Consider the following 23,336-nt stretch of genomic DNA (forward strand, 5'->3'; position numbering starts at 1 on the left):
CCCGGCACCCTCCCGGAAGGCCGCCCCGTGTTCCGTACCGCCCTGCGCAACGTCCTCGCGCACAAAGCCCGCCTGCTGATGACCATGCTCGCCGTCCTGCTCGGCGTCGCGTTCGTCGTGGGCACCCTCGTCTTCACCGACACCGTCGGAAACGCCTACAAGGAGCGCTTCCTCACCACCCTGCGCGATGTCTCGGTCCAGGCCACACCGCCCTACGACGAGAAGGCCGGCGAGCGCGGAACGGTGGCGGAGGACACACTGCGGCGCCTGCGACGGCTGCCCGGCGTGGCGTCCGTCACCGGCTCCGTCGAGGGGTCCGCCGCCGTGGCCGCGAAGGACGGCCACCCGCTCGGCGAGGACCATGTCACCGCGGGGGGCAACTACTTCCCCCAGGACGACGGCAAGGACACCCGCCACCCGCTGACCGCCGGGCGCGCCCCCACCGGGCCCGAGGAGGTGCTGCTGGACACCGCCACCGCCGACGCGGGCGGCTACCGGGTCGGCGACACCGTCCGGCTGGCCGTCGACGGACCGGTGCTGCACAAGAAACTCGTCGGGATCGTCCGCACCGACGACACCCACGGCTCCGGCGGCACTCTGGCGCTCTTCGACGACGCCACCGCGCAGAAGCTGTTCCTGAAGCCCGGCCGGTACGACGGAATCACCCTCGAGGCCGGCCGCGGCACCTCCGAGGCGAAGCTCGCGGCCGAAGCGCGCCATCTGCTGCCCGGGGACTCCGACATCAGCACCGGGGCGCAGCTGCGCGAGCGGCAGCGGACCGCGGCCGCCGAGGGGACGAAGGGGCTCAGCCAGGTGCTGCTCGTCTTCGCGGCCATCGCCCTGTTCGTCGGCATCTTCGTCATCGGCAACACCTTCACCATGCTCGTCACCCAGCGTTCGCGGGAGATGGCCCTGATGCGGGCCGTCGGCGCCGAGCGCCGCCAGGTGACCCGCTCCGTCCTCATCGAGGCCGGAATGCTGGGGCTGTGCGCGGGCGCCGCGGGATTCCTCCTCGGCATCGGCGTGGCCATGGGCATCAGGCAGCTGTTCGCGTCCACCGGATCCGGTCTGCCGGACGGGCCGTTGGTCGTCTCGCCCAGCACCGTACTGATCTCGTTCCTGGTGGGCGTCGTCGTCACCATGCTCGCCGCCTATGTGCCCGCCCGCCGCGCCGCCGCCGTGCCTCCCGTGGCCGCCATGTCCGCGATCCACACACCCCCGCCCGTCCGTGGCCTCCGGAGGCGCAACGCGATCGGCGTCGCCCTGATCGCGATCGGTGTGCTCGGCGTGGTGTACACGGCGTCCAGCGGCGAGCAGGGCAGGACCATCGTGCTCCTCCCGGCCGCCCTGCTGCTCATCGGCATCATCGTGGTGACACCGGCGCTCTCCGGCCCGGCCGTCGACCTGGCCGGACCCCTGCTGCGCCGCTTCGGCGTCCCGGGCACGCTGGCGCCGCGCAACGCCCGGCGCAACCCCCGGCGCACCGCCTCCACGGCCTCGGCGCTGATGATCGGGCTGTCCCTGGTCACCGGGCTCACGGTGGTCGCGGTGTCCGCCACGACATCGCTGCACGAGCGGGCCGAGAACTCCGTCACGGCCGACTTCGAGATCTCGTCGAAGAACAGCGGCCACCTGCCCGCGTCGGTCCACGACACCCTGGCGAAGTCCTCGGCCGTGACCTCCTCCAGCCCGCGGCGCCAGGGCGCCGTACGGATCGGCGGCGACGAGGTGACCCTGACCGGTGTGAACCCCCGGACCATCGGCGACCTCCTCGGCCCGAGCTTCGTCTCGGGCTCGTTCGCGGCCCTGGGCTCGGGCGGAGGCAAGAGCCTGCTGATCGACACCTCCATCGCCGACATCCACGGATGGAGCACGGGACAGCGGGTTCCGGTGGTTTACGACGACGGCAGCCGGGGCTCACTGGAGATCGGCGGCGTCTACCACGACGACGAATACCTCCCGTCCACCATGATGCCGCTGGCCACGCTGCAGCCCCATCTGAAGGAGATCGAGGACGCCTCGGTCCTGGTGCGCACCAAGGCCGGTGACGGCGACACGGCACGGCGTTCCCTCCAGCGCACGCTCGACCAGAACCCGGTTATCCAGGTGCGGAACACCGACGACCTGGCCGATGCGGCCGGTGGCGAGGCCATCACACTGCTTCTCAACGTGCTCTACGGGCTGCTGGCCATGGCGGTGGTGATCGCGGTCCTGGGAGTCGTCAACACCCTCGCGATGTCGGTGTTCGAGCGCACCCGTGAGATCGGGATGCTGCGCGCGGTGGGGCTCCAGCCCGAGCAGACGAAGCGGATGATCCGTCTGGAGTCCGTGCTCATCTCGCTGTTCGGGGCCCTTCTGGGCATCGGCGCGGGCATCTTCCTCGGCTGGGCCGCGGGCAAGCTCGCGTCCGGCAGCATCCAGGGGTACGAGATGGTCATCCCCTGGGGCCGTATCGCCGTGGCACTCGCGGGCGCCGCGCTCGTCGGAGTGGTCGCCGGACTCTGGCCCGCCCGCCGGGCGGCCCGGCTGAACATCCTCACGGCCCTCAAGGCGGACTGAGGCGCGTCGCGGCCGGAGCTGCTCGCGGCGGCGCGGGCGCGGGGCGACGCGCCGCCGCGAGGCGCGGCTCAGGGGCTGCCGTAGGCCGCCACCATGATGTTCCGCACCACCGTGCTCATCTCCTGGCCCTTGGCGTTGGTGGAGTTGACGCTGTAGACGAGGGTGCGCGAGCCGTCGCGGGTGGAGACGATGCCGGTGTTGTAGCCCCAGCGGCTGCCCGACTTCCCCCACACCTCACGGCCGCCCAGCTTCTTCATCGAGAGGCCGACCGAGTACGCGGCCGGGTCGCCGGTGGAGAAGTCCGCCACCTTCGGCAGCGTGAACATCTCCCGCAGCAGCGGGCCGCGCACCACCCGCCCCTGGAACAGGGCCTTGGTGAACCGCTCCAGGTCCGCCGTGGTCGAGATGATGTCCCCGGCCGCCCAGCCGTCCGTCGGCCCCCACACCGACACATCGCGCAGCCCGGTCGTGCCGTCGGCCAGCCGCATCGTCTGGTAGCCGTGGTTGTGCTCCCCGGCGATGTGCGGATCCGTCCCCGGGAGGTAGGTGTCGCGCAGGCCCAGGGGCTTCAGGATCCGGTGGGTCACCTGGTCCTCGTATGTGTCGCCCGTGATCCGCTCGATGATCAGAGCGGCGATGGTGTAGCCGATGTTCAGATAGTGCTGCTTCTCGCCGGGCGCGAACTCGCGCTTCTTCGCGGTCGCCGAGCGGACCATCTCCTCGGGGTCATGGATCCGGAAGCGGTCGGCGTACCACTCCTCGACCGTGCCCCCGGGGACATCGGCGGCCGGGATGCCGTGCGTGTGATTGAGCAACTGCCGTACGGTGACCTTCCCGTACGACGCCGGGATCAGCTCCGGCAGATACGAGCGAGCGGTGCGGTCCAGGTCGAGCGTGCCCTCGGCGGCCAGCTGGAGGGCGACCGCGGCCGTGAAGACCTTGGTCACCGATCCGGCGCGGAAGCGGCCCGCCGGATCGGCCGGCCGGTTGGTCGTCAGGTCGTGCACGCCCGAACTGCCTCTCCAGACGCCCTCGGTGCCCCCGACCCGTACCAGCGCGGCCGTGGCGTCGCTCGTCGGCAGATCCGCGATGGCGGCCTCCAGCTCGGGAATCCCGGATCGTGCGGAGGCCGTGGCGGGCGAGGTGTCCGCGGGCGACGAGGTGGCCGCGAGGGCCGGCGGCACCGCCGGGCCCGCCACGACGCCCAGGACGAGCGCCGCGGCCAGCAGGGTGCGGCTGGTGCTCTTCATGGTCAACTCCAGTGGAATGAGCTGTTGTTCTCGGTGGCTCCATCCTGGTGACCGGCGGTCCGGTGCGGATCGCCCGCGCGAGCGGTGTTCCGGGGGTCAGTTCCTCGCCGACGCGGGGGAGGAGCCGGGCCGGGCCGCTCCCCCGGGCGGGGGATCCCCGGCGGTGATCAGGCCCGTCTCATAGGCGCAGATCACCGCCTGGATCCGGTCCCGCAGCCCCAGCTTGGCGAGCACATTGCCGACATGGGTCTTGACCGTGTGATCGCTGACGACCAGCTCCGCGGCGATCTCGGCGTTCGACAGCCCCCGCGCGAGCAGCAGCAGCGTCTCCCGCTCCCGTCCGGTCAGCGCGTCCAGCCGGGGGTCGGGCGGCCGTGGCCGGGCGGTGGCCCGGGTGTACTGCTCCACCAGACGCCGGGCCACCGACGGCGCGAGCAGCGAGTCGCCCCGCGCCACCACCCGTACCGCGTGCACCAGATCGTCCCTGCGTACGTCCTTGAGCAGGAAGCCGCTCGCGCCCGCGTGCAGCGCCTCGTAGACATACTCGTCGGAGTCGAAGGTCGTCAGCATCACCGTCCGGCAGGCGCCGGACGCGGCGATCTCGCGGCATGCCTCGATACCGTCCACACGTGGCATCCGGATGTCCAGCAGCGCCACATCGGGCGTGTGCCGCCGCACCGCCTCGACGGCCTCGGCCCCGTCGCCCGCCTCCGCGACCACCTCGATGTCCGGCTGGGCGTCAAGGATCATGGCGAAGCCGCTGCGCACCAGCTCCTGGTCGTCGGCCACCACCACCCGGATCGTCAACGCGCCACCTCCGCCGCGGAGGGTACGGGGAGACGGACCCGTACCTCGAAGCCCCGACCGTCCGGGCCCGGCCCGGTGACCGCCGTACCGCCGTGCGCCGCCGCCCGTTCACGGACCCCGATCAGACCGTGGCCGCCACCGGAACCGGGCTGCGGTCCGCGCCCGTCGTCCAGCACTCGGATGTCCACCGCGCCTTCGCCATAGTTGAGTTGGACGGAGACACCGCGGGCCGCCGCGTGCTTGACCACGTTGGTCAGGGCCTCCTGGACGATCCGGAAGACGCTCGCCCCGGTGGCCTCCGGCAGTGCCCGCACGGCCCCCGCCGACTCGTACGCCACCTCGAGGTCACTCGCCCGTATCCGGTCGAGCAGCTCGGGCAGACCGGCCAGGCCCGGTTGCGGCTCACGCGGGGCGCGGTCCGGCTCATCGGCCTCGCGCAGCACACCGAGCATCCGGCGCAGCTGGGCCATGGCGTCCCGGCCCGTGGCGGAGATGGCGTCGAATGCGGCCTCGGCCCGCTCCGGGGCCGTCCGCACCGCCACCGGACCGGCCTCCGCCTGCACGATCATCAGGCTCACCGCATGGGAGAGGATGTCGTGCATCTCCCGTGCGATCCGCGCCCGTTCGCGCGCGGCGGCCCGCTCCGCCTCGATCCGGTGCTCCCGCTGCCGGGCATCGGTCAGCCGCCCGAAGACATAGGCCGCCGCGAACACGAAGAGGGAGAAGGTCAGCTCACGCGCCGTCCGGGTGTTCAGCCACACGGACACCGGCACGGCGACCGTCAGCAGACCCCCGGCGACCAGCCGCTGCCACGGCGGTGAAACGGCGGCGATCGTGTAGATGACGACGAGCCCGGTGTACGGCAGCGGCTGCCCGGGGCCCTCCAGCGCCAGCTTGTACAGCGCGCTGGTCGCGACGATCGCGGTCAGCGCGGCGAGGGGAGCGCGCCGCCGCCAGATCAGGGGGACGACGGTGAGTGTGGTCAGCCCGTAGGCGGGCCAGGTCGCCGGCTCCAGATCGGGTGGGCGTGGCACCACGAACGGCATCGTCATGGCCGCCTGGACCAGGAGCGCGATCCCGATGTCCACGGCCTGGGGGTGGGCTGCTCCCAGCGCCCGCCCCCGCTCCCACCACCCCCGCATGAGACTGGATGGTAACGGCTACGCCCTTGATCGTGACGGCTGTGCCCTTGACGGTGACGGCGGTGCCGCCTCGAGCAGGACGCGTGCGGCCGCTTTCGCCTGATGCGCGGGTTCGGCGCTGCCGGTGATCGCCGCGGTGGTGATGGCGCCCTCGGCCAGCAGGGCCAAGTGGTCGCCCAGCGAGGCCGGTTTGCCCGCGGCCGCCGTCAGCTCGGCGAGATAGCGGAAGAACGCCTCCTTGTGCGCGCGTGCCGTCTCGGCGACGGCCGAGGAGGTGGCGCCGAGTTCCCCGAAGGAGTTGCTGAAGGCGCAGCCGCGGAAGTCCGGCTCGCCGAACCACTCGTGGAGCCAGTCGAAGACCGCCAGGATGCTCTCCTCGGGGGTGGCCTGAGAATCGGCGTACGCGGCCAGCTTCTGGCGCCAGCGGACGTCGCGCCGCCGCAGATACGCCTGTATGAGCTCTCCCTTGGACGGGAAGAGCTGGTAGAGCCGCTTGAGGGAGACGCCTGACGCGGAGCGGATCTCGTCCATGCCCACCGCCTGGATGCCCCGTCCGTAGAACAGGGTCTCGGCCGCGTCGAGGATCCGGAGCTCCGCGGTTTCGGGACTGATCATGTCATTGCTCTCCTGGTGTCCGGCCGGTCAGCGGCCGAGGTCTCAGAGGCCGAGGTCGCTCAGCCCGGGGTGGTCGTCGGGGCGGCGCCCGAGCGGCCAGTGGTACAGGCGCTCCGACTCCTCGATGGGGAGGTCGTTGATGCAGGCGTAGCGCAGGCGCATCAGACCGTTGTCGTCGAACTCCCAGTTCTCGTTGCCGTAGGAGCGGAACCAGTTGCCGGAGTCGTCGTGGGATTCGTAGGCGAAGCGTACGGCGATGCGGTTGCCGTCGAAGGCCCACAGCTCCTTGATGAGCCGGTAGTCCAGCTCCCTCGCCCACTTTCGGGTGAGGAAGGCGACGATCTCCTCGCGCCCGGTGACGAACTCCGCGCGGTTCCGCCAGCGCGAGTCGACGGTGTAGGCCAGGGCGACCTTCTCCGGGGCACGGGAGTTCCAGCCGTCCTCCGCCAGCCGGACCTTCTCGATGGCGGTCTCGCGGGTGAACGGGGGGAACGGAGGACGTGCGGCGTCGGTCATGTCGACTCCTCGAGTCGTGGAGGGGGAAGGAGAGAACGAGCATTCTCTCCATCGGGTACGACACTAGGAGAACGATGGTTCTCACGCAAGTGCCGACCCACCGCCGACCCGCCGCCGATCCGGTGACAGGGGGTGGTGATCACGCTTTCCGATGGCGGTGGGTACCGTGCGAGCGGGAAGTACCGTGCTCGACGACAAGGCAGGGGACCGGCGTGTTGATCGATGATCTGCGGCAGGAGCTGCCGGAGGGCCGGATGGTCGAGGACCCCGGTGTCGCCGCCGGTTTCGTCCACGACGAGGCGGAGTGGGCGCCGTACGGCACACCCCGCGTGGTGGTGCGGCCACGTACGGCGGCGGAGGTGCGCTCCGTGGTGCGGGCCTGCGTACGGCACGGCGTTCCGCTGGTCACCCGGGGCGCCGGCACCGGTCTCTCCGGCGGTGCCAACGCCGTCGAGGGCTGTGTGGTGCTCTCCACCGAGGCCATGGACACCATCCACGAGATCGACCCCGTGGAGCGCCTCGCGGTCGTCGGACCCGGGGTGGTCAACGACGATCTGCGGGCCGCCTGCGCCGAGCGGGGGCTGTGGTACCCGCCGGACCCGGCGAGCGCGCCCTGGTCCACCATCGGTGGCAATGTGGCGACCAACGCGGGCGGGCTGTGCTGTGTGAAGTACGGCGTCACCCGCGACTATGTGCTCGGCCTGGAAGTGGTGACCGGCACCGGTGAGCTGGTGCGGCTCGGCCGCAGGACCGCCAAGGGCGTCGCCGGGTACGACCTGGCGGGTCTGATGGTCGGCTCCGAGGGCACCCTGGGAGTGATCACCGAGGTCACGGTGCGGCTGCGGCCGCGGCGCGAGGCGGAGCGCACGGTCGCCGGATACTTCTCCTCCGTCGTGGCGGCGGGACACGCGGTCGCCGCGATCGGGGCCGCGGGGCTCACCCCGTCCGCGCTGGAGCTCATCGACCGGCACTGCCTGGCGGCCGTCGACAAGTGGAAGAACATGGGCCTGTCCGTCGACGCGGACGTGGTGCTCCTCGGGCGTACGGACGCCCCGGGCCCGGCGGGCGCGCAGGAGGCAGAGCGCATGCTCGCCTGTTTCGAGGAGGCGGGGGCGACCTGGGCCGCGCAGTCCACGGACCAGGAGGAGGCCGACGCGCTGTTCGCGGCCAGGCGGCTCGCCTACCCGGCGCTGGAGCGGCTGGGCCCGGTGCTCACCGAGGACGTGTGCGTGCCCAAGGCGGCCGTACCGGAGATGCTGGCGCGCATCGAGCGCGCCGCCACCCGCCATGACACGCTCATCGCCAACATCGCCCACGCCGGTGACGGCAACCTCCATCCGCTGCTGATCACCCAGCCCGGCGACACGGCGGCCCGGGAGCGGGCCCAGGCCGCCTTCCACGAGATCATCGCGGACGCCATCGACCTCGGTGGCACGGTCACCGGTGAACACGGTGTGGGCCTGCTGAAACGGGACGGTCTGGAGCGGGAGCTGGCCCCGGCCGTTCTGGACATGCACCGCGCGGTCAAGGCGGCCCTCGACCCGCACGGCATCCTCAACCCGGGCAAGGTCATCGCCCGCGGCTGAGCACATGGCGGGGGACGTCGCGGACCACGCACACCGGGCGACACCTGAAAACCCCGAGAGACAAGAGATACCCATGCCACACACCGACGTCCCCCAGCAGGCCAGCGGCCACGCCCGCGCACTGGACGGCACCCTCCTCGCCTACCAGCGCCAGGGCACGGGAGCGCCGCTGGTGCTCCTGGCGGGCCAGGCCAACAACCACCACTGGTGGGACGGCATACGGGCGGACTTCCACGCCACGCACTCCACCCTCACCATGGACTGGCGCGGCACGGGGGAGAGCGGAAAGCCCGACCAGCCCTATGCGACACGGGACTTCGCCGACGATGTGATCGCCGTCCTCGACCATCTGGGCGTCGAGTCCGCCGATCTGTACGGGACCTCCATGGGAGGACGGGTCGCCCAGTGGGTCGCCGCCCGCCACCCGGACCGGATCCGGCGGCTCGTCCTCGGCTGCACCTCCCCCGGCGGGCCACGGGCGACGGAGCGCGACATGGCGGTACGGCGCTCCCTGGCCCAGGCCGACGCGCGGGCGGCGAGGGAGGCGCTGATCGACCTCATGTACACCCCGGACTGGCGGTCCGGGCACCCCGGGCCGTATACGACCCTCGGCGACCCCGGCATGCCCCCACACGCCCGGCGGCGCCATCTGGTGGCCAGCAATGAACACGACGCCTGGGACGTCCTCCCGCTGATTGCCGCGCCCACGCTGATCCTGCACGGAGCGGACGACCGGCTCACCCCGGCGGCCAACGCACCGCTGCTCGCCTCCCGCGTCCCCCGGGCGCGGACGCACGTTTTCGAGGGTGCCAGGCACGGCTACTTCGAGGAGTGCCGCCCGGAAGCGGGGGCGATCGTGTCGTCGTTCCTCACCGACTGACAGGCCTTCGCGGGTGGGGGTCGGCGGTGCGCTGGTCCTGGCGTATCTCCGTGGTGGTGCCGCGCGGTGCGATGTGGGCGCGCAGGGACACCACCGTGAGCAGGGCCAGGGCCGTGCCCACGAGCGGCACGGTGAAGGCGGCGCTCGCGCCGAAGCCGTCCGCCATCTGCCCGCCCGCCGTCACCGCGGCGGCCTGCCCCAGCGCGACCGAGCCGGTCAGCCAGGTGAACGCCTCCGTCCGGGAAGCGGCCGGGACCAGCGCCTCCACCAGGGTGTACCCGGTGATCAGCGCCGGTGCGATGCACAGGCCCGCCAGCAGCCCCAGCCCGCCCAGCGGCAGTGGCGCGGACACCGCCCACAGCGTCGAGCAGATCAGCGTCAGCGCGGCGTAGGCGGTCAGCAGCCGCCGTCGCGGGGAGGTGCGCCAGGCGATGGTGCCGCAGGCCACGCCGGCGAGCATGTTGCCCGCCGCGAACACGCCGTACAGCACACCGTTCAGGCCCGGTTGACCCTGTTCCTGGGTGAAGGCGGTCAGGGCGACCTGCATCCCGCCGAAGACCGAGCCGATGCCCAGGAAGGCCACGGCCAGGACCCGTACACCCGGTACGGGAAGGGCGGAGGCGTGCCGCCCCCGCGCGTCCGCCCGCGCCGGGCCCGGCGGTGGCGCGGTACGGCGCCGGGCCGCGAAGAGCAGCCCGCCCACCAGCGTCAGCGCGGCCTCCGCGATCAGGCCGGAGGCCGGGTGTACGGCGGTGCTCGAGGCGGTGGCGAGGACGGGACCGATGACGAACGTGAACTCGTCCGTCACGGACTCGAACGCGGCCGCGGTCGCCAGCAGCGGATGGCGTCCCGGGCGCGGTCCGGATCCGCCCGGCCCGCCGTCCCCGAGGGCGGCCGCCCAGCGGGCCCGCACCATGGGCCCGACCTGCGGGACGGAGGCGCCCGTGGGCACCGCGGCGGCGATCAGCGCCCACAGCGGCGCGTGGGCCAGTGCGAGCGCCGTCAGCAGGGCCGCGGCCGCCGCGTGGAGCAGCACCCCCGGCACCAGGACCGCACGCTGCCCGTGGCGGTCGGCCAGTTTGCCGCTCTGGGGCGCGAACAGCGCCATGGAGACGCCGGTGACGGCCGCGACCGCACCGGCGACACCGTACGACCCGGTGGTGTGGCGCAGCAGGAGCACGATGCTGATCGTCAGCATCGCGAACGGCTGCCGGGCGGCGAACCCGGGCAGCAGGAAGGTCCATGCGCCCGGGGTGCGCAGCAGTTGCCGGTAGCCGACGCGCTGTACGGGGGGAGGGGTGTCGCTGGAGACCGCGGATGCCACGGCCGACGCCTTTCCGCCGCCTGGTAGCGCACCCGGGCCGGCATGGCGGAGTGCGCCGAGAGCTGTCCTCTCGCGCTGGACCGGGGTAGATACCGGGTCCGCGCCGATCAGGGGGCTTGAGGGACCGCGGCCGCCGAGCGGTCGCGCCAGCTCTGCGTCAGGCAGAGTGGTTCGTTGCTTGCGGGCTCATCGTACAGGGGGAGCCGCCACCTCGCCGGTGACGGCCTGTCCCGTGCGCGGTCAGGTGCCGGGCAGGGGCCGGACGGTGAGGATCTGCTGGGCGTGGCCGACCGGACCGCGCAGATCGTGCAGCACGGTGCTGGTGATGCCCTGGCCGGTACCGCCGAAGGTGACCGTGGTGTCCAGCCCGGTCCAGCGGCCCTCGGGCTGCCGGTGGAGGTGGATGGTCAGGTCGACGTTGGGGAACATCCAGGCCGTGGGCGACTGCCGTACGGCGATGCCGTTGGCGGTGTCCACGAGCGCGATGTACGAGGCCAGCGGGGTGCTGGTCTGCCCGGCCACCAGATCGAGCGGGGTGGAGACCCAGAGGGTCGCGCGGCCCGGCTCGCGCGGCGCGAGCGGACGGGAGTCCAGGGAGGCGATGTACCCGCCGGGCCACAGCGAGGCCATCGCCCAGGGGTCGAGCTTCTCGGGAGAGATGAGCCGGTCCCCGGCGCCACCGGCCACGGACGCGGTGTCCACTTCGGCGAGGAGCCAGGCGCGCGCCCGGACCACGGGACGGTCGGCGATGAGCACCACGGCCTCGAGGAGTTCGATGGTGCGGCCGGGCCGGATGGTCTCCACCCGGATCTCGCACTCGTCGAGGGCGAGGCGCCCGAGGATGTCGAAGCTGATCCGGCCGAGCAGCAGCCCGGTGTGCGGACGGGTGGCGAGGTGGCGCTCGATGGCGTGGACGATGAGCCCGCCGAGCGGGCTGAAGTGCTGTTCGTCGGTGCTCCAGGCACCACTGACGTGGGAGGTGGGCTTGTAGCGGTGCTCGTCGATCGGCTCGTAGTAACTGTCGGTCGTCAACGGGGGCTTCTCCTCGGGGGGAACATCGCAGACACTTACTCAAGATCCTTGAGTATCTGCTCTTGATCAAGGGTTGCATCATCCCCTAAGTTGAAATAACAACAGGTGGCATGAACCTGTTCAGCCGCAGTACCGCCCGCCGCGCGATCGCCAGCGCCGCACCAGCGGCCCCCACTACGCGGGCGACGTCCGGCGCCGTCGCTCTGCCGGATCCCGGCCTCGCGGCTCTCACCGGAGAGTGGATCGTCGACCCGGCGCACAGCCGGATCGGATTCTCCGTCCGGCACGCCATGGTGAGCACGGTGCGTGGCGCCTTCACCGAGTTCGAGAGCCGACTCTACTTCGACGGCCGCGACCCGCGCCGTTCCCGGGCCGAGGTCCTGCTGTCCACCGCCAGTGTCCAGACCGGTGTCGAGCAGCGCGACGACCACTTGATGGGCCGGGACTTCCTGGACGCCAGAAACTTCCCGCACATCCGGTTCATCAGCACCGCCGTGCAGGTCGCGGGTCCGGACGTCTACCGCATGGCCGGGGACCTCACGATCAGAGATGTCACCCGCCCCGTCGTCCTGGAGCTCACCTACATCGGACATGTCACGGACCCCTTCGGCTACCAGCGGGCGGGCTTCGACGGCACGACCACCATCAACCGCTCCGAATGGGGGCTCACCTACAACGCCAAACTGGCCGAGGGCGGCGCCCTGGTGAGTGAGAAGGTCCGCCTCCAGTTCGACATCGCCGCCATCCGCACCGCCCCCACCGCCTGACCGGGCCCGGACCAGGGCGCCCTCTCGTTCCGCGAGGAGGGTGCTGAGGGGGGGGCTGGGCGGCGGCGGCAGGGGAACCGGCGCCGTCACATCGGCTTCGCGGCCGTGGTGGTGAGATCCAGATTGTCCTCCACCCACAGACGCAGATTCCTGAGCGGGACGGACGCGCTGTGGCCCAGGGAGGAGAGCTCGTACTCCACATGGAGCGGAACGGCCGGGTAGACGGTCCGCTCCACCAGCCCGGCGTCTTCGAGCCGCCGCAGTGTCTGGGTGAGCACCTTGGGGCTGACCCCCTGAAGCCGGCGCTGCAGCGCGCCGAATCGGAGGGGGCCGTCCTCCAGGGCGCCGATGGCCAGCGCCGACCATTTGTTCGCCAGCAGGTCCAGCATGGCGCGGCACGGGCACTGGGCCTCGTACACATCATGATGGGCGTGCTGGCCCGTGTGGCATCGCGTACTCATGGAGGAGACCTTCCGGGCTGCTTCGTACTACCCAAAAGGTAGCAGTGTCCCTTGTGGGTAACCAGGTCCCTGAGGTTAGCGTGCGAGCACGTTCGGAGATCGGGCGTGAGAGATACGGATGAGCTCAGGAGGCAACACGTGTCCAGGTCCATGATGCGTGCGGTGGTACAGGACGCGCCCGGCGGCCCGGAGGTGCTGCGCGTCGCGGAGGTCGCGCGGCCGGAACCGCTGCCCACCGAGGTGCTGGTGCGGGTGCACGCCGCCGGCGTCAACCCGGTCGACTGGAAGACCCGTCAGGGCGGCGGTATGGCGGGCGTGCTGGGCGAGCCGCCGTTCACCCTGGGCTGGGACGTCTCCGGCGTGGTCGAGGAAGTCGGGTTCGGGGTGACCACGCTGGCCCCCGGCGACGAGGTGTACGGGATGCCGTGGTTCCCCCGTCAGGCGGGCGGCTACGCGGAGTTCGTGACGGGCCCCGCCCGGCAATTCGCCCGTAGGCCCGCCACGTTGAGCCATGAGGCGGCGGCCGCCGTGCCGCTGGCGGCGCTGACGGCCTGGCAGATCCTGGTGGACACGGCCAAGGTGGAGGCCGGCCAGCGGGTTCTGGTGCACGCCGCCGCCGGTGGCGTCGGGCACTTCGCCGTCCAGTTCGCACGGCACCTGGGGGCGACGGTCGTGGGGACCGCCCGGGAGAGCCGCCATGAGTGGCTCGGCCGGCTCGGAGCGGCGGAACTGATCGACTACACCAAGCAGCGCTTCGAGGACACGGTCGGGAACGTCGATGTGGTGATCGACCTGCTGGGAGAGGAGTACGACGCCACCAGCACCCGTTCCCTGGAGGTGCTCGAGAAGGGGGGACTGCTGGTGGCCGTCCCCGGTGGCGTCAGCCCCGAGCTGCGGGAGGCCGCGGACGCCCGCACCGTGCGCACCAGCCCCTTCCTCGTCGAGCCGGACGGCGCCGCCCTGACCACCATCGCCGGGCTGATCGACCAGGGCGCGGTGGAGGTCGAGGTCGAGGAGGTCTTCCCGCTCGAGGAGGCCGCCCGCGCCCACCGCCAGGGGGAGGACGGCCACACCCGCGGCAAGCTGGTGCTCCGCACCGGCGCCTGACCGTTCCCCGGCCGACGGCCGACGGCCGAGGCCACTTCGCACCACCCGTCACACCAGCCTGAGGAGACGCGCATGTTCTACGAGATCCGCCGCTACCAGACCAGGCCCGGCCGCCGGGAGGAATGGGTCGGCTTCATGGAGGAGGTGGTGATCCCCTTCCAGACGTCGCGGGGGATGGACGTCATCGCCTCGTTCGTCGACGAGGAGGACCCCGACGGCTATGTGTGGCTGCGGCGCTTCGCCGACGAGGCGGAGCGGGTGCGGCTCTACGAGGCCGTCTACCAGAGCGAGCGGTGGCAGCAGGAGATCGGCCCCCGGGTCGACGAACTGCTGTTCCGGGAGAAGATCCAGGTCACGCGGGCCGTGCCCACGCCCGCGTCCGGGCTTCGCTGACCCGCGACGGCGCCACCAGGGGGACGGCGTCAAGCCGGTGACGCCGTCCACGGCCCCCGAAATCACACGGCCCGCCCGGAACCACACGGCTCCGGGCGGGCCGCGCCGGAGTCACCCGGAGACGGTCCGGACGGGGGCGGGCGCGGCGGCCTCGGCCCCGCCACGGCCGCTGCCCCGGCGGAGGAAGTAGACGCCGACGGTGGCGAGCAGCGAGGCCGCGGAGAGCGCATAGAGGCCGCCGTTGGTGCCGCCCGTCGTCTCCTCCAGATAGCCGAAGAGGGCGGGGGAGACGAAGCCGCCGAGGTTGCCGAGGGAGTTGACGACGGCGAGCCCCGCGGCCGTGACCTTGAGGTCGAGCGTGGACTGGGCCAGCGGCCAGAAGAGGTTGGCGGCGCATTTGCTGCCGACGGCGGCCAGGGTGACGGCCGCGAGCCCGAACCACGGGGAGCCCAGGGTGGCGAGGAAGGTGCCGATGGCGGACAGCACCAGCACGATGGCGAGGTAGGGCCGACGGTCCGGCACGCGGTCGGTGTAGCGGCTCATCGTGTACATCGCGATGACCGCGCAGATCCACGGAATGGCCGTGAGCAGCCCGATCTGGAAGGACGAGAGCCCGCCGATGTCGTCCACCAGGCTCGGCAGCCAGAAGGTGATCGCGTATCCGGTGAGCGCCATGGCGAAGAACACGCCGGTCAGCAGCGCCACCTGGGGGTGGACCACCAGCCGCAGCCTGGACACCTGAGGTTCGCGGCTGCGCGCCTCGCGGTCCCGCTCGACCGCCGCGCTGGGGGCGGCCTTCTCGTCGCTGCTCAGCCAGCGGGCGTCCCTGATCCGCGAGACGAGGAAGAAGGCGGCGACGAGGCCCACGGTGATGGAGAGGGTGCCTTCCAGTGCGAACATCCACCGCCAGCCCGCGAATCCGCCCAGGCCGTGCATTTCCAGCAGCGCGCCGCTGATGGGGCCGGTGACGATGTAGGCGGTGGCCGAGCCGCCGAGGAAGATGGCGCCGGCGCGGCCGCGCGCGGAGTCCGGCAGCCAGGTGGTGAGGTAGTACATCACACCGGGGAAGAACCCCGCCTCCGCGATGCCCAGCAGGAACCGCAGCACGTAGAAGGAGGTGGCCCCCGTCATGAAGCACATGAGGACGGTCACCGCGCCCCAGCTGATCATGATCCGGGTGAGCCAGACACGGGCGCCGAAGCGCTCCATCAGCATGTTGCTGGGGACTTCGAGCAGGGCGTAGCCGATGAAGAACAGCCCGGCGCCGAGCCCGTAGGCCGCGCTTCCGATGCCGATGTCGGCCTTGAGGTCGTCCTGGACGAAGCCGACGTTGGTGCGGTCCATCTGGTTGACCACGAGCATGATGACCAGGATGGGCATCACACGTCGCAGAAACTTGGTCACGGACCGTTGGACGAGCTCCGAGGAGGCGGCCGCGTCGCGGTCGGGGGCGGGGGGATTCACCATGGCGGCTCTCCTCGCTTCGTTCATGTACATGAACCCACTGGCAGTGGGGTGCAGACCTTACGATCGGCCGTTCCCTCGGTCAATGACTCCGGAAGCAGCAATTCCACGCGGAATCACATGAGTTGTGATGGGCGTTTTGGCTGCTCCTCGGTGGGGCAGCCCCCTTGATAGGGTTCACGCACCTACCATCTGTTCAACCATATGAATGGACGTCGATGTCTGACGGAGCACCCCTGCGCATCACGGATGTCACCATCACCCCCGTCGCCTTCCGCGACCCGGCCCTGCTCAACTCCGTCGGCGTCCACGAGCCCTTCGCGCTCCGCTCGATCGTGCAGATCCACACCGACGCGGGCCTGACCGGGCTCGGCGAGACCTATGCGGACGAGCTCCACCTGGAGCGCCTCACGGCCGTCGGGCAGGAGATCGTCGGCCTGGACGCCTTCGCCACCGAGGAGCTGCACCAGCGCGTCCAGCGGGTCATCGACCGCGTGGGCGGCTCCGGCGGCTCCGGGCTCACCGGCATGATCACCACCAGCAGCACCGTCGACCGCGTCGTCTCCCCGTTCGAGGTGGCGCTCCTGGACATCCAGGGCAAGGCCATCGGCCGCCCGGTCAGCGACCTGCTCGGCGGCGCCGTGCGGTCCGCCGTCCCGTTCAGCGCCTACCTCTTCTACAAGTGGGCCGCCCACCCCGGCCAGGAGTCCGACGAGTGGGGCGAGGCCCTCGACCCCGACGCCATCGTGGCGCAGGCCCGCCGGATGGTGGACGACTACGGCTTCACCGCGATCAAGCTGAAGGGCGGCGTCCGGCCCCCCGAGGAGGAGATCGAGGCGATCCGGGCGCTGCGCCGCGCCTTCCCCGGCCATCCGCTGCGCCTGGACCCCAATGCCGTCTGGACGACGGAGACCTCGGTGAAGGTCGGACGCGCGCTCGAGGGCGTGCTGGAGTACCTGGAGGACCCCACCCCCGGGATCGACGGGATGGCCGCGGTCGCCCGCGAGGTCCCCATGCCGCTGGCCACCAACATGTGCGTGGTCGCCTTCGACGAGCTGGCCCCCGCGGTGGCCGCCGACGCCGTCCAGGTCGTCCTCTCCGACCACCACTACTGGGGCGGGCTGCGCCGTTCCAAGCTGCTCTCCGGCATCTGCGACACCTTCGGCATGGGCCTGTCCATGCACTCGAACTCGCACCTGGGCATCAGCCTGGCCGCGATGACCCACCTGGCCGCGGCCACCCCGAACCTCACCTACGCCTGTGACACCCACTGGCCGTGGAAGACCGAGGACGTGATCGTGGACGGCGCGCTGACCTTCGTGGACGGCGCGGTGCCCGTGCCGGGCGCCCCCGGCCTGGGCGTGGAGCTGGACCCCGACGCCCTGGCGCGCCTGCATGAGCAATACGTACGGTGCGGACTGCGCAACCGCGATGACACCGGGTACATGCGGCGCTTCGACCCGTCCTTCCAGGCGGACCTCGCCCGCTGGTAGCCCGCCGCCACCGCGGCTCACCTCCCGCGATACCTCGATTGAAGGAGGCCGGGCTCGGTCACCTGATGTACCCGGATTTCGGCTAAGCGTACGAAGCTGCAGGCCAGGGCCTCTTCATAGCCTCTGAGGGACGGAAAAGACGCCGAACCCCGGAAGTGCTTAAGTCTTGTCTGCTACTGCTCCTCGCGTACGGATCACCCCTGACCGGACCGACCGCCGCCGCCGGCGCATGGTGGGCGCGGCGGTCGCGGCCGGACTGACCCTGGGCGCCCTGGCCGCACCCGCGGCGGGCGCCGTGGACCACCACGCGCGGCACGGCGCCGGGACGGCCGCTCCCAAGGCCGACACCGGCTCGCCGGTGCGGGTGAACCAGGTCGGCTATCTGACCCACGGCCCCAAGAAGGGCACCGTGGTCACCCCCGCCACCAAGCCGCTGACCTGGACGCTCCGGGCCGCCGACGGCACCGGGCGGGCGAGCGGCACCACCACCCCCGCGGGCGTGGACCCCAGCTCCCGGCGACACGTCCAGACCTTCGACTTCAGCAGGGTCACGGATGCGGGCGAGGGGTACACCGTCACCATCGACGGGAAGAAGAGCGAGCCGTTCGCCATCGGTGACCACCTCTACGACTCGCTGCGGAGCGACGCGCTCGCGTACTTCTACCACAACCGCAGCGGCATCAAGATCGACGCGGACCTCGTGGGCTCCAAGTACGCCCGTCCCGCGGGCCATGACAAGGCGGCCCCGCACCGGGGCGACACCGACGTCCCGTGCGTCAAGGGCGAGTGCGACTACCGCCGGAATGTCGCCGGTGGCTGGTACGACGCCGGTGACCAGGGCAAGTACGTCGTCAATGGCGGTATCTCGGTGGCCCAGCTGATGTCCGCGTACGAGCGCACCCGCACCACCAAGGGCGTCGACGCCGCGTCGATGGGCGACGGCAGGCTCCGGGTGCCCGAGCGTGGCAACGGCGTCCCGGACATCCTGGACGAGGCCCGCTGGGAGATGGAATTCCTCCTTCGCATGCAGGTGCCGAAGGGCGAGCCGCTCGCCGGTATGGCGTTCCATAAGGTGCACGACAAGCAGTGGACCGGCTTCCCGACCCGGCCGGACCAGGACCGGCAACAGCGTGAGCTGCACAAGCCGTCCACCGCGGCCACGCTCAACCTGGCGGCGTCCGCCGCGCAGAGCGCCCGGCTGTTCAAGTCCTACGACCCGGAGTTCGCCGCCCGCTGTCTGCACGCGGCCCGTGCCGCGTGGGACGCGGCCAAGGCACATCCGAAGATCTACGCCAGCGACAAGGACTCCACGGGCGGCGGTGCCTACGGGGACCGGTACGTCGGCGACGAGTTCTACTGGGCCGCGGCCGAGCTGTTCATCACCACCGGCGACCACGGCTACGCGAAGGCGGCGCTCGACTCGCCGCTGCACCGCGACGCGGGCGCGCTCTTCCCGCGCGGCGGCGGCATGTCGTGGGCCTCGACCGCGGGCCTCGGAGCGCTGGACCTGGCCACCGTCCCCAACAAGCTCACCGAGCGGCAGCGCGCCGAGGTGCGCGCGATGGTGACGAAGGCCGCCGACCGCTACGCCGCGGACTCCGCCAAGTCGGCCTACGGCGTGCCGTACGCGCCGAAGGGCGGCAAGTACGAGTGGGGCTCCAACAGCCAGGTGCTCAACAACATGATCGTGCTCGCCACCGCGCACGACCTGACGGGCAAGGACCGCTACCTCGACGCGGTGCTCCGCGGCATGGACTATCTGCTGGGCGGCAATCCGCTCAACCAGTCCTATGTCACCGGCCACGGCGAACGGGACTCGCACAACCAGCACCACCGCTTCTGGGCCCATCAGCGTGACCACCGGCTGCCGCATCCGGCGCCCGGCTCGCTGGCGGGCGGCCCGAACTCCGGGCTCCAGGACCCGGTGGCCAGGAAGAAGCTGAAGGGCTGCGCCCCGGCGATGTGCTACACCGACAGCCTGATGGCGTTCTCCACCAACGAGATCACCATCAACTGGAACGTCCCGCTGGCCTGGATCGCCTCGTACGTCGACGGTCTGGGCGGCGGCGCGGCGGAGCAGCCCGCGCGCTGACCCGGCCCGGCCGGAACACGCCGCCGCCCACCCGCGCTCGGGCGCGGGTGGGCGGCGGACCAGGGAAGCGGGGAGGTCAGTCGGCGCCGAACTCCATCGCGGCGCGGTCGAGCAGCTTGTCCTGCCCGGACACCTGACCGTCCGAGGCGATCGCCGCGGAGGCGCCCTGCGGCATCGCGCCGATCAGCCCGGTGGAGGCCGCCTGCGCGGCGCCGATCAGCGCCGGGTGCGAGCTGCCGACCATGCCGAGACCGGCGTACTGCTCCAGCTTGGCGCGCGAGTCGGCGATGTCGAGGTTGCGCATGGTCAGCTGGCCGATCCGGTCCACGGGACCGAAGGCGGAGGCCTCGGTCCGCTCCATGGAGAGCTTCTCCGGGTGGTAGCTGAACGCCGGTCCGGAGGTGTCCAGGATGGAGTAGTCCTCACCGCGCCGCAGCCGCAGGGTCACCTCGCCGGTGATCGCCGCGCCGACCCAGCGCTGCAGCGACTCGCGCACCATCAGCGCCTGCGGGTCCAGCCAGCGGCCCTCGTACATGAGGCGGCCGAGGCGGCGCCCCTCGGTGTGGTAGGTGGCGACGGTGTCCTCGTTGTGGATCGCGTTGACCAGCCGCTCGTACGCCGCGTGCAGCAGCGCCATGCCCGGTGCCTCGTAGATGCCCCGGCTCTTGGCCTCGATCACGCGGTTCTCGATCTGGTCGGACATGCCCATGCCGTGCCGACCGCCGATGGCGTTGGCCTCCAGCACCAGATCGACGGCGGAGGCGAACTCCTTGCCGTTGATCGTCACCGGGCGGCCCTGCTCGAAGCCGATCGTGACGTCCTCGGCCGCTATCTCGACCGACGGGTCCCAGAACCGGACGCCCATGATCGGCTGGACGATCTCGATACCGGTGTCGAGGTGCTCGAGCGACTTGGCCTCGTGGGTGGCGCCCCAGATATTGGCGTCGGTGGAGTACGCCTTCTCCGTGCTGTCCCGGTAGGGCAGGTCATGGGCGAGCAGCCACTCCGACATCTCCTTGCGGCCGCCGAGCTCGCTGACGAAGTCGGCGTCCAGCCACGGCTTGTAGATCCGCAGGGAGGGGTTGGCCAGCAGGCCGTAGCGGTAGAACCGCTCGATGTCATTGCCCTTGAAGGTGGAGCCGTCGCCCCAGATCTGCACATCGTCCTCGAGCATGGCGCGCACCAGCAGGGTGCCGGTGACCGCCCGCCCGAGCGGGGTGGTGTTGAAGTAACTGCGGCCGCCGGAGCGGATGTGGAACGCCCCGCAGGCGAGGGCCGCGAGCCCCTCCTCCACCAGGGCCGCCCGGCAGTCCACCAGACGGGCGACCTCCGCGCCGTACGTCGTGGCGCGCCCGGGGACCGAGGCGATGTCGGGCTCGTCGTACTGGCCGATGTCGGCGGTGTAGGTGCAGGGCACCGCGCCCTTGTCGCGCATCCACGCGACCGCTACCGAGGTGTCGAGGCCGCCGGAGAAGGCGATCCCGACGCGTTCGCCGACAGGGAGGGAGGTGAGAACTTTGGACACAGCAGGAGTATGCAGTCTTACGCATGATCATGCAAGGCTCCCTGGTGATGGCCTTGATCCACACCTCCCTCCCCGGCGCGAAGGCGGGGGTCACGAGGCGGTCAGATACGCCTCCACCTCACTGACCTGGGCCGCCGGCCAGCCGGTGTTGCCGGTGACGTTGAGCCTCAGATATCGCACATTCGTGCCGTCGGGCAGGGCGACGGTGACCTTGTTGCCGGACGCCGGGTCGAAGCGGTAGCCCTGCGAGCCCACCACCGTCGAGTACGAGGAGCCGTCGGCGCTGCCCAGCACGGACAGGGTCTGGGTGCGGGCGCCCCACGCCGACGAGGGCGGCAGCTTCAGCACCAGCCGGCGGACCGCCTGGCCGGCGCCGAGGTCCACGGTCAGGGCCTGCGGAAAGGCGTTGTTGGCCGACTCCCAGTAGGTGTTCGCGTCGCCGTCGACCGCCTTGCCGGGGGTGTAGACGTCTTGGGAGCCGGTCGCGGTGGCCGGGCGGCCCTTGGCGAGGTTGCGGCCCGGCTCGGGATCCGGGTTGCCCTGGCCGGGCTGCGGCCAGCTGGCACAGTCCGACCAGGTGCTGCTCCAGCCGGAGTTGCCACCGCCGTCGGTGAGGGCGAAGGTGCCGGAGCCGGACGGGTAGGGGCAGTTGTAGACGCCCGCCGCGCCGACGCTGGACGCCGTGACATCGCTGAACTTCGCCGCCCCCTGCGCCTCGGCCTGGACAACGACCGTTCCGGGGTTGGTCACGGTCGCGCCGGACACATTGACGTTCTTGACCGGGTAGCCCCTGCCGCCGCCGGAGACGAACTCGAAGGCGCTGTACGGGCTGTCGGTGACGGTCGTGTTGGTGATGTTGACCGTGGCCTCGATCGCGCTGTCGTAGGAGTCGACGCGCAGGGCGCCCATCGGGTGGTTCCAGTTGGGGTTCATGGCGCCCGCGCGGACCAGTGTGTTGCCGTCGACCGTGATCGTGCCGGCCAGCGGGTGGAACGGGTCCATGAACTTCTGGTTGGAGATGGCGATACCACTGCCGAGGGCGTTGGTGTCGGAGATGAGGTTGTTCTTGACGGTGATGTCCGTACCGCCGTAGATCGCGATGCCGTTGGCGAGGTTCGGCTGCGAGATGGTGTTGCCCTCGAAGCTGCTGTTGGTGTCCGGCGAGTTCAGCGACCACATGGCGAGTGCGTCGTCGCCCTGGTTGCGCAGGAAGTTGTTCCGCACGCGTACGTTCTTCGCGGTGCCGTTGAGGTTGAGGCCGTCGGCCGTCATGTCCAGGAAGCGGTTGTTCTCGACCACGAGGTTGTCGTTGTTGCCCATCAGCCACAGACCGACCTTCAGGTGCTGCAGCCACATGCCGGACACACTGGAGCCCGGACCGAGCGAGCCGTTGACGAAGTTGTCCGGGTTGGAGTCGACGCGCTCGGTGACCTCGCCGATGACCGCGAAGTCCTTGATGTGCACGTTGCCGGAGGAGCTGGACTGGTCGATGAACCGCGAGGTGTGCACCACGGAGTGCCAGCCGCCGGCGCCCTGGAGGGTGACGTGTCGGACACCGTTCAGCGAGGAGGTGAGCTTGTAGTCACCCGGCGGGATCCAGACCACTCCGCCCTGGGCGGCGGCGATGGCGTCCCGGAACGCCTGGGTGGAGTCGCCCTGCCCGCTGGGGTCGGCGCCCTTGGAGGTGACGGACACCGATCCGGCGGGCTGGGAGGCGGCCGCCGCGACCTGCTCGAAGTCGGCCACGTCCACGGTGACCTGGGTGTTCGCCGCCTCGAAGGCGATCTTGTCACCGGCCTGGACCTCTCGGCCGAGCAGCACCCGGGCGTTGTCGTAGAGGTGGTGGGTCTTCGACCCCGCGATCCAGCTGGTGTCCACGTACGAGTACTTGGACGTGACCGCGATGGTCTTGGCCAGCTTGGTGCCGTTGACATAGACGTTCAGCGTGCCCGACTGGCCGTCGGGCACGCTGTAGGCCACGTTCACCGCGTTGGCCGCGCGCGGTGCGGTGAACTCCACGCGCTGCCCGGCGGCGAGGCGGACGGCCTGCCGCCCGGACGCCTCGGAGGCGAGCGTGCCCTGGGTGAAGTCGGGGCCGATCTTCGTCCCCGTGGTGCTGGCCGACTCGGCCTCGGCCGAGGTGAACGGCAGGGAGGCACCCGCGGCCGCGTGCGCGGCCGTCGGGGTCAGGGTGACGAGCATGCCGGCCGCGAGGGCGACGGCCGCGCCGATCGCCGACAGGCGTTTGGTGGATGCCGATGCGGTACTGCTGCGGTGCATGTGCTGATCCCTTCATGGTGGGGGTGGTGGGATAGCGCGGTGC

19 protein-coding genes are annotated in these 23,336 nt (G+C 71.2%); 8 read left to right on the forward strand and 11 right to left on the reverse strand.

Annotated elements, in window-relative coordinates:
* The first annotated feature begins 27 nt into the window (after positions 1 to 27).
* On the forward strand, positions 28 to 2,559 hold the full coding sequence (locus tag J2Z30_RS06685) for an ABC transporter permease (protein ID WP_044579608.1): 2,532 nt from the start codon (positions 28 to 30) through the stop codon (positions 2,557 to 2,559).
* A 68-nt stretch (positions 2,560 to 2,627) separates the two neighbouring features.
* Here the strand turns inward: J2Z30_RS06685 and J2Z30_RS06690 are convergent, their stop codons facing one another.
* From J2Z30_RS06690 to J2Z30_RS06710, 5 genes are all read right to left on the reverse strand, one after another.
* Complete coding sequence (locus tag J2Z30_RS06690) at positions 2,628 to 3,809, reverse strand: serine hydrolase domain-containing protein (RefSeq protein ID WP_044579610.1); 1,182 nt, start codon at positions 3,807 to 3,809, stop codon at positions 2,628 to 2,630.
* A 96-nt stretch (positions 3,810 to 3,905) separates the two neighbouring features.
* Entirely contained in the window at positions 3,906 to 4,616 is a 711-nt protein-coding gene (locus J2Z30_RS06695; protein WP_044579612.1) for a response regulator, read from the reverse strand.
* The gene (locus tag J2Z30_RS06700) at positions 4,613 to 5,758 is read right to left on the reverse strand and encodes a sensor histidine kinase (protein ID WP_044579614.1); all 1,146 of its coding nucleotides are present in this window, start codon (positions 5,756 to 5,758) and stop codon (positions 4,613 to 4,615) included. Before J2Z30_RS06700 ends, J2Z30_RS06695 begins: the two co-directional genes overlap by 4 nt.
* Positions 5,759 to 5,776: 18 nt before the next feature.
* The gene (locus J2Z30_RS06705; RefSeq protein ID WP_044579616.1) at positions 5,777 to 6,373 is read right to left on the reverse strand and encodes a TetR/AcrR family transcriptional regulator; all 597 of its coding nucleotides are present in this window, start codon (positions 6,371 to 6,373) and stop codon (positions 5,777 to 5,779) included.
* 42 nt (positions 6,374 to 6,415) lie between these two features.
* A complete protein-coding gene (locus tag J2Z30_RS06710; RefSeq protein WP_044579619.1) occupies positions 6,416 to 6,889 on the reverse strand; it encodes a nuclear transport factor 2 family protein in 474 nt (157 codons plus the stop codon).
* A gap of 254 nt (positions 6,890 to 7,143) precedes the next feature.
* Between J2Z30_RS06710 and J2Z30_RS06715 the strand changes: the two genes are divergently transcribed.
* Together J2Z30_RS06715 and J2Z30_RS06720 are read left to right on the forward strand one after the other, a co-directional pair.
* The gene (locus tag J2Z30_RS06715) at positions 7,144 to 8,475 is read left to right on the forward strand and encodes an FAD-binding oxidoreductase (protein ID WP_245387725.1); all 1,332 of its coding nucleotides are present in this window, start codon (positions 7,144 to 7,146) and stop codon (positions 8,473 to 8,475) included.
* Between the two features lie 73 nt (positions 8,476 to 8,548).
* Positions 8,549 to 9,355, forward strand: coding sequence for an alpha/beta fold hydrolase (locus J2Z30_RS06720; RefSeq protein WP_044579623.1), 807 nt, complete (start codon positions 8,549 to 8,551; stop codon positions 9,353 to 9,355).
* Here J2Z30_RS06720 and J2Z30_RS06725 read toward each other — a convergent pair.
* Together J2Z30_RS06725 and J2Z30_RS06730 are read right to left on the reverse strand one after the other, a co-directional pair.
* Positions 9,345 to 10,679: an MFS transporter gene (locus J2Z30_RS06725; protein ID WP_044579625.1), complete on the reverse strand. Its 1,335-nt coding sequence runs from the start codon at positions 10,677 to 10,679 to the stop codon at positions 9,345 to 9,347. The two genes, J2Z30_RS06720 and J2Z30_RS06725, sit on opposite strands and share 11 nt — an antisense overlap.
* 240 nt (positions 10,680 to 10,919) lie before the next feature.
* Positions 10,920 to 11,711 carry a thioesterase family protein gene (locus J2Z30_RS06730; protein WP_044579628.1) on the reverse strand — a complete coding sequence of 264 codons (792 nt, stop codon included), beginning with the start codon at positions 11,709 to 11,711 and terminating at the stop codon, positions 10,920 to 10,922.
* 110 nt (positions 11,712 to 11,821) lie between these two features.
* On the opposite strand from J2Z30_RS06730, the gene J2Z30_RS06735 reads away from it, so the two are divergent.
* On the forward strand, positions 11,822 to 12,478 hold the full coding sequence (locus tag J2Z30_RS06735; RefSeq protein ID WP_044579631.1) for a YceI family protein: 657 nt from the start codon (positions 11,822 to 11,824) through the stop codon (positions 12,476 to 12,478).
* Between the two features lie 86 nt (positions 12,479 to 12,564).
* On the opposite strand, the gene J2Z30_RS06740 is transcribed toward J2Z30_RS06735, so the two are convergent.
* Positions 12,565 to 12,939: a winged helix-turn-helix transcriptional regulator gene (locus J2Z30_RS06740; protein ID WP_044579634.1), complete on the reverse strand. Its 375-nt coding sequence runs from the start codon at positions 12,937 to 12,939 to the stop codon at positions 12,565 to 12,567.
* A gap of 138 nt (positions 12,940 to 13,077) precedes the next feature.
* Here J2Z30_RS06740 and J2Z30_RS06745 point away from each other — a divergent pair, with 138 nt between their 5' ends.
* Both J2Z30_RS06745 and J2Z30_RS06750 read left to right on the forward strand, forming a co-directional pair.
* On the forward strand, positions 13,078 to 14,046 hold the full coding sequence (locus tag J2Z30_RS06745) for an NADP-dependent oxidoreductase (RefSeq protein ID WP_372453239.1): 969 nt from the start codon (positions 13,078 to 13,080) through the stop codon (positions 14,044 to 14,046).
* A 72-nt stretch (positions 14,047 to 14,118) separates the two neighbouring features.
* Complete coding sequence (locus J2Z30_RS06750) at positions 14,119 to 14,439, forward strand: NIPSNAP family protein (RefSeq protein ID WP_044579636.1); 321 nt, start codon at positions 14,119 to 14,121, stop codon at positions 14,437 to 14,439.
* Positions 14,440 to 14,550: 111 nt separating this feature from the next.
* Here the strand turns inward: J2Z30_RS06750 and J2Z30_RS06755 are convergent, their stop codons facing one another.
* On the reverse strand, positions 14,551 to 15,906 hold the full coding sequence (locus J2Z30_RS06755) for an MFS transporter (protein ID WP_044579639.1): 1,356 nt from the start codon (positions 15,904 to 15,906) through the stop codon (positions 14,551 to 14,553).
* Positions 15,907 to 16,121: 215 nt separating this feature from the next.
* Between J2Z30_RS06755 and J2Z30_RS06760 the strand changes: the two genes are divergently transcribed.
* Both J2Z30_RS06760 and J2Z30_RS06765 read left to right on the forward strand, forming a co-directional pair.
* The gene (locus tag J2Z30_RS06760) at positions 16,122 to 17,396 is read left to right on the forward strand and encodes a glucarate dehydratase family protein (protein WP_044579641.1); all 1,275 of its coding nucleotides are present in this window, start codon (positions 16,122 to 16,124) and stop codon (positions 17,394 to 17,396) included.
* 229 nt (positions 17,397 to 17,625) lie between these two features.
* On the forward strand, positions 17,626 to 19,488 hold the full coding sequence (locus J2Z30_RS06765) for a glycoside hydrolase family 9 protein (RefSeq protein ID WP_044579643.1): 1,863 nt from the start codon (positions 17,626 to 17,628) through the stop codon (positions 19,486 to 19,488).
* A gap of 76 nt (positions 19,489 to 19,564) precedes the next feature.
* Here J2Z30_RS06765 and argG read toward each other — a convergent pair whose 3' ends face one another.
* Complete coding sequence (gene argG / locus J2Z30_RS06770) at positions 19,565 to 21,013, reverse strand: argininosuccinate synthase (protein ID WP_044579644.1); 1,449 nt, start codon at positions 21,011 to 21,013, stop codon at positions 19,565 to 19,567.
* 90 nt (positions 21,014 to 21,103) lie between these two features.
* Positions 21,104 to 23,293: a discoidin domain-containing protein gene (locus J2Z30_RS06775; RefSeq protein WP_044579646.1), complete on the reverse strand. Its 2,190-nt coding sequence runs from the start codon at positions 23,291 to 23,293 to the stop codon at positions 21,104 to 21,106.
* Positions 23,294 to 23,336: the final 43 nt, after the last annotated feature.

This window comes from Streptomyces iranensis (assembly GCF_017874715.1).
Lineage (GTDB): Bacteria > Actinomycetota > Actinomycetes > Streptomycetales > Streptomycetaceae > Streptomyces > Streptomyces iranensis.

Coding starts and splice junctions, on each gene's coding strand:
- J2Z30_RS06760 (WP_044579641.1), top strand. CDS start 16,122: ATGTCTGACGGAGCACCCCTGCGCATCACGGATGTCACCATCACCCCC.
- J2Z30_RS06690 (WP_044579610.1), bottom strand. CDS start 3,809: ATGAAGAGCACCAGCCGCACCCTGCTGGCCGCGGCGCTCGTCCTGGGC.
- J2Z30_RS06735 (WP_044579631.1), top strand. CDS start 11,822: ATGAACCTGTTCAGCCGCAGTACCGCCCGCCGCGCGATCGCCAGCGCC.
- J2Z30_RS06715 (WP_245387725.1), top strand. CDS start 7,144: ATGGTCGAGGACCCCGGTGTCGCCGCCGGTTTCGTCCACGACGAGGCG.
- J2Z30_RS06755 (WP_044579639.1), bottom strand. CDS start 15,906: ATGGTGAATCCCCCCGCCCCCGACCGCGACGCGGCCGCCTCCTCGGAG.
- J2Z30_RS06750 (WP_044579636.1), top strand. CDS start 14,119: ATGTTCTACGAGATCCGCCGCTACCAGACCAGGCCCGGCCGCCGGGAG.
- J2Z30_RS06710 (WP_044579619.1), bottom strand. CDS start 6,889: ATGACCGACGCCGCACGTCCTCCGTTCCCCCCGTTCACCCGCGAGACC.
- J2Z30_RS06700 (WP_044579614.1), bottom strand. CDS start 5,758: ATGCGGGGGTGGTGGGAGCGGGGGCGGGCGCTGGGAGCAGCCCACCCC.
- J2Z30_RS06740 (WP_044579634.1), bottom strand. CDS start 12,939: ATGAGTACGCGATGCCACACGGGCCAGCACGCCCATCATGATGTGTAC.
- J2Z30_RS06720 (WP_044579623.1), top strand. CDS start 8,549: ATGCCACACACCGACGTCCCCCAGCAGGCCAGCGGCCACGCCCGCGCA.
- J2Z30_RS06775 (WP_044579646.1), bottom strand. CDS start 23,293: ATGCACCGCAGCAGTACCGCATCGGCATCCACCAAACGCCTGTCGGCG.
- J2Z30_RS06705 (WP_044579616.1), bottom strand. CDS start 6,373: ATGATCAGTCCCGAAACCGCGGAGCTCCGGATCCTCGACGCGGCCGAG.
- J2Z30_RS06765 (WP_044579643.1), top strand. CDS start 17,626: ATGGTGGGCGCGGCGGTCGCGGCCGGACTGACCCTGGGCGCCCTGGCC.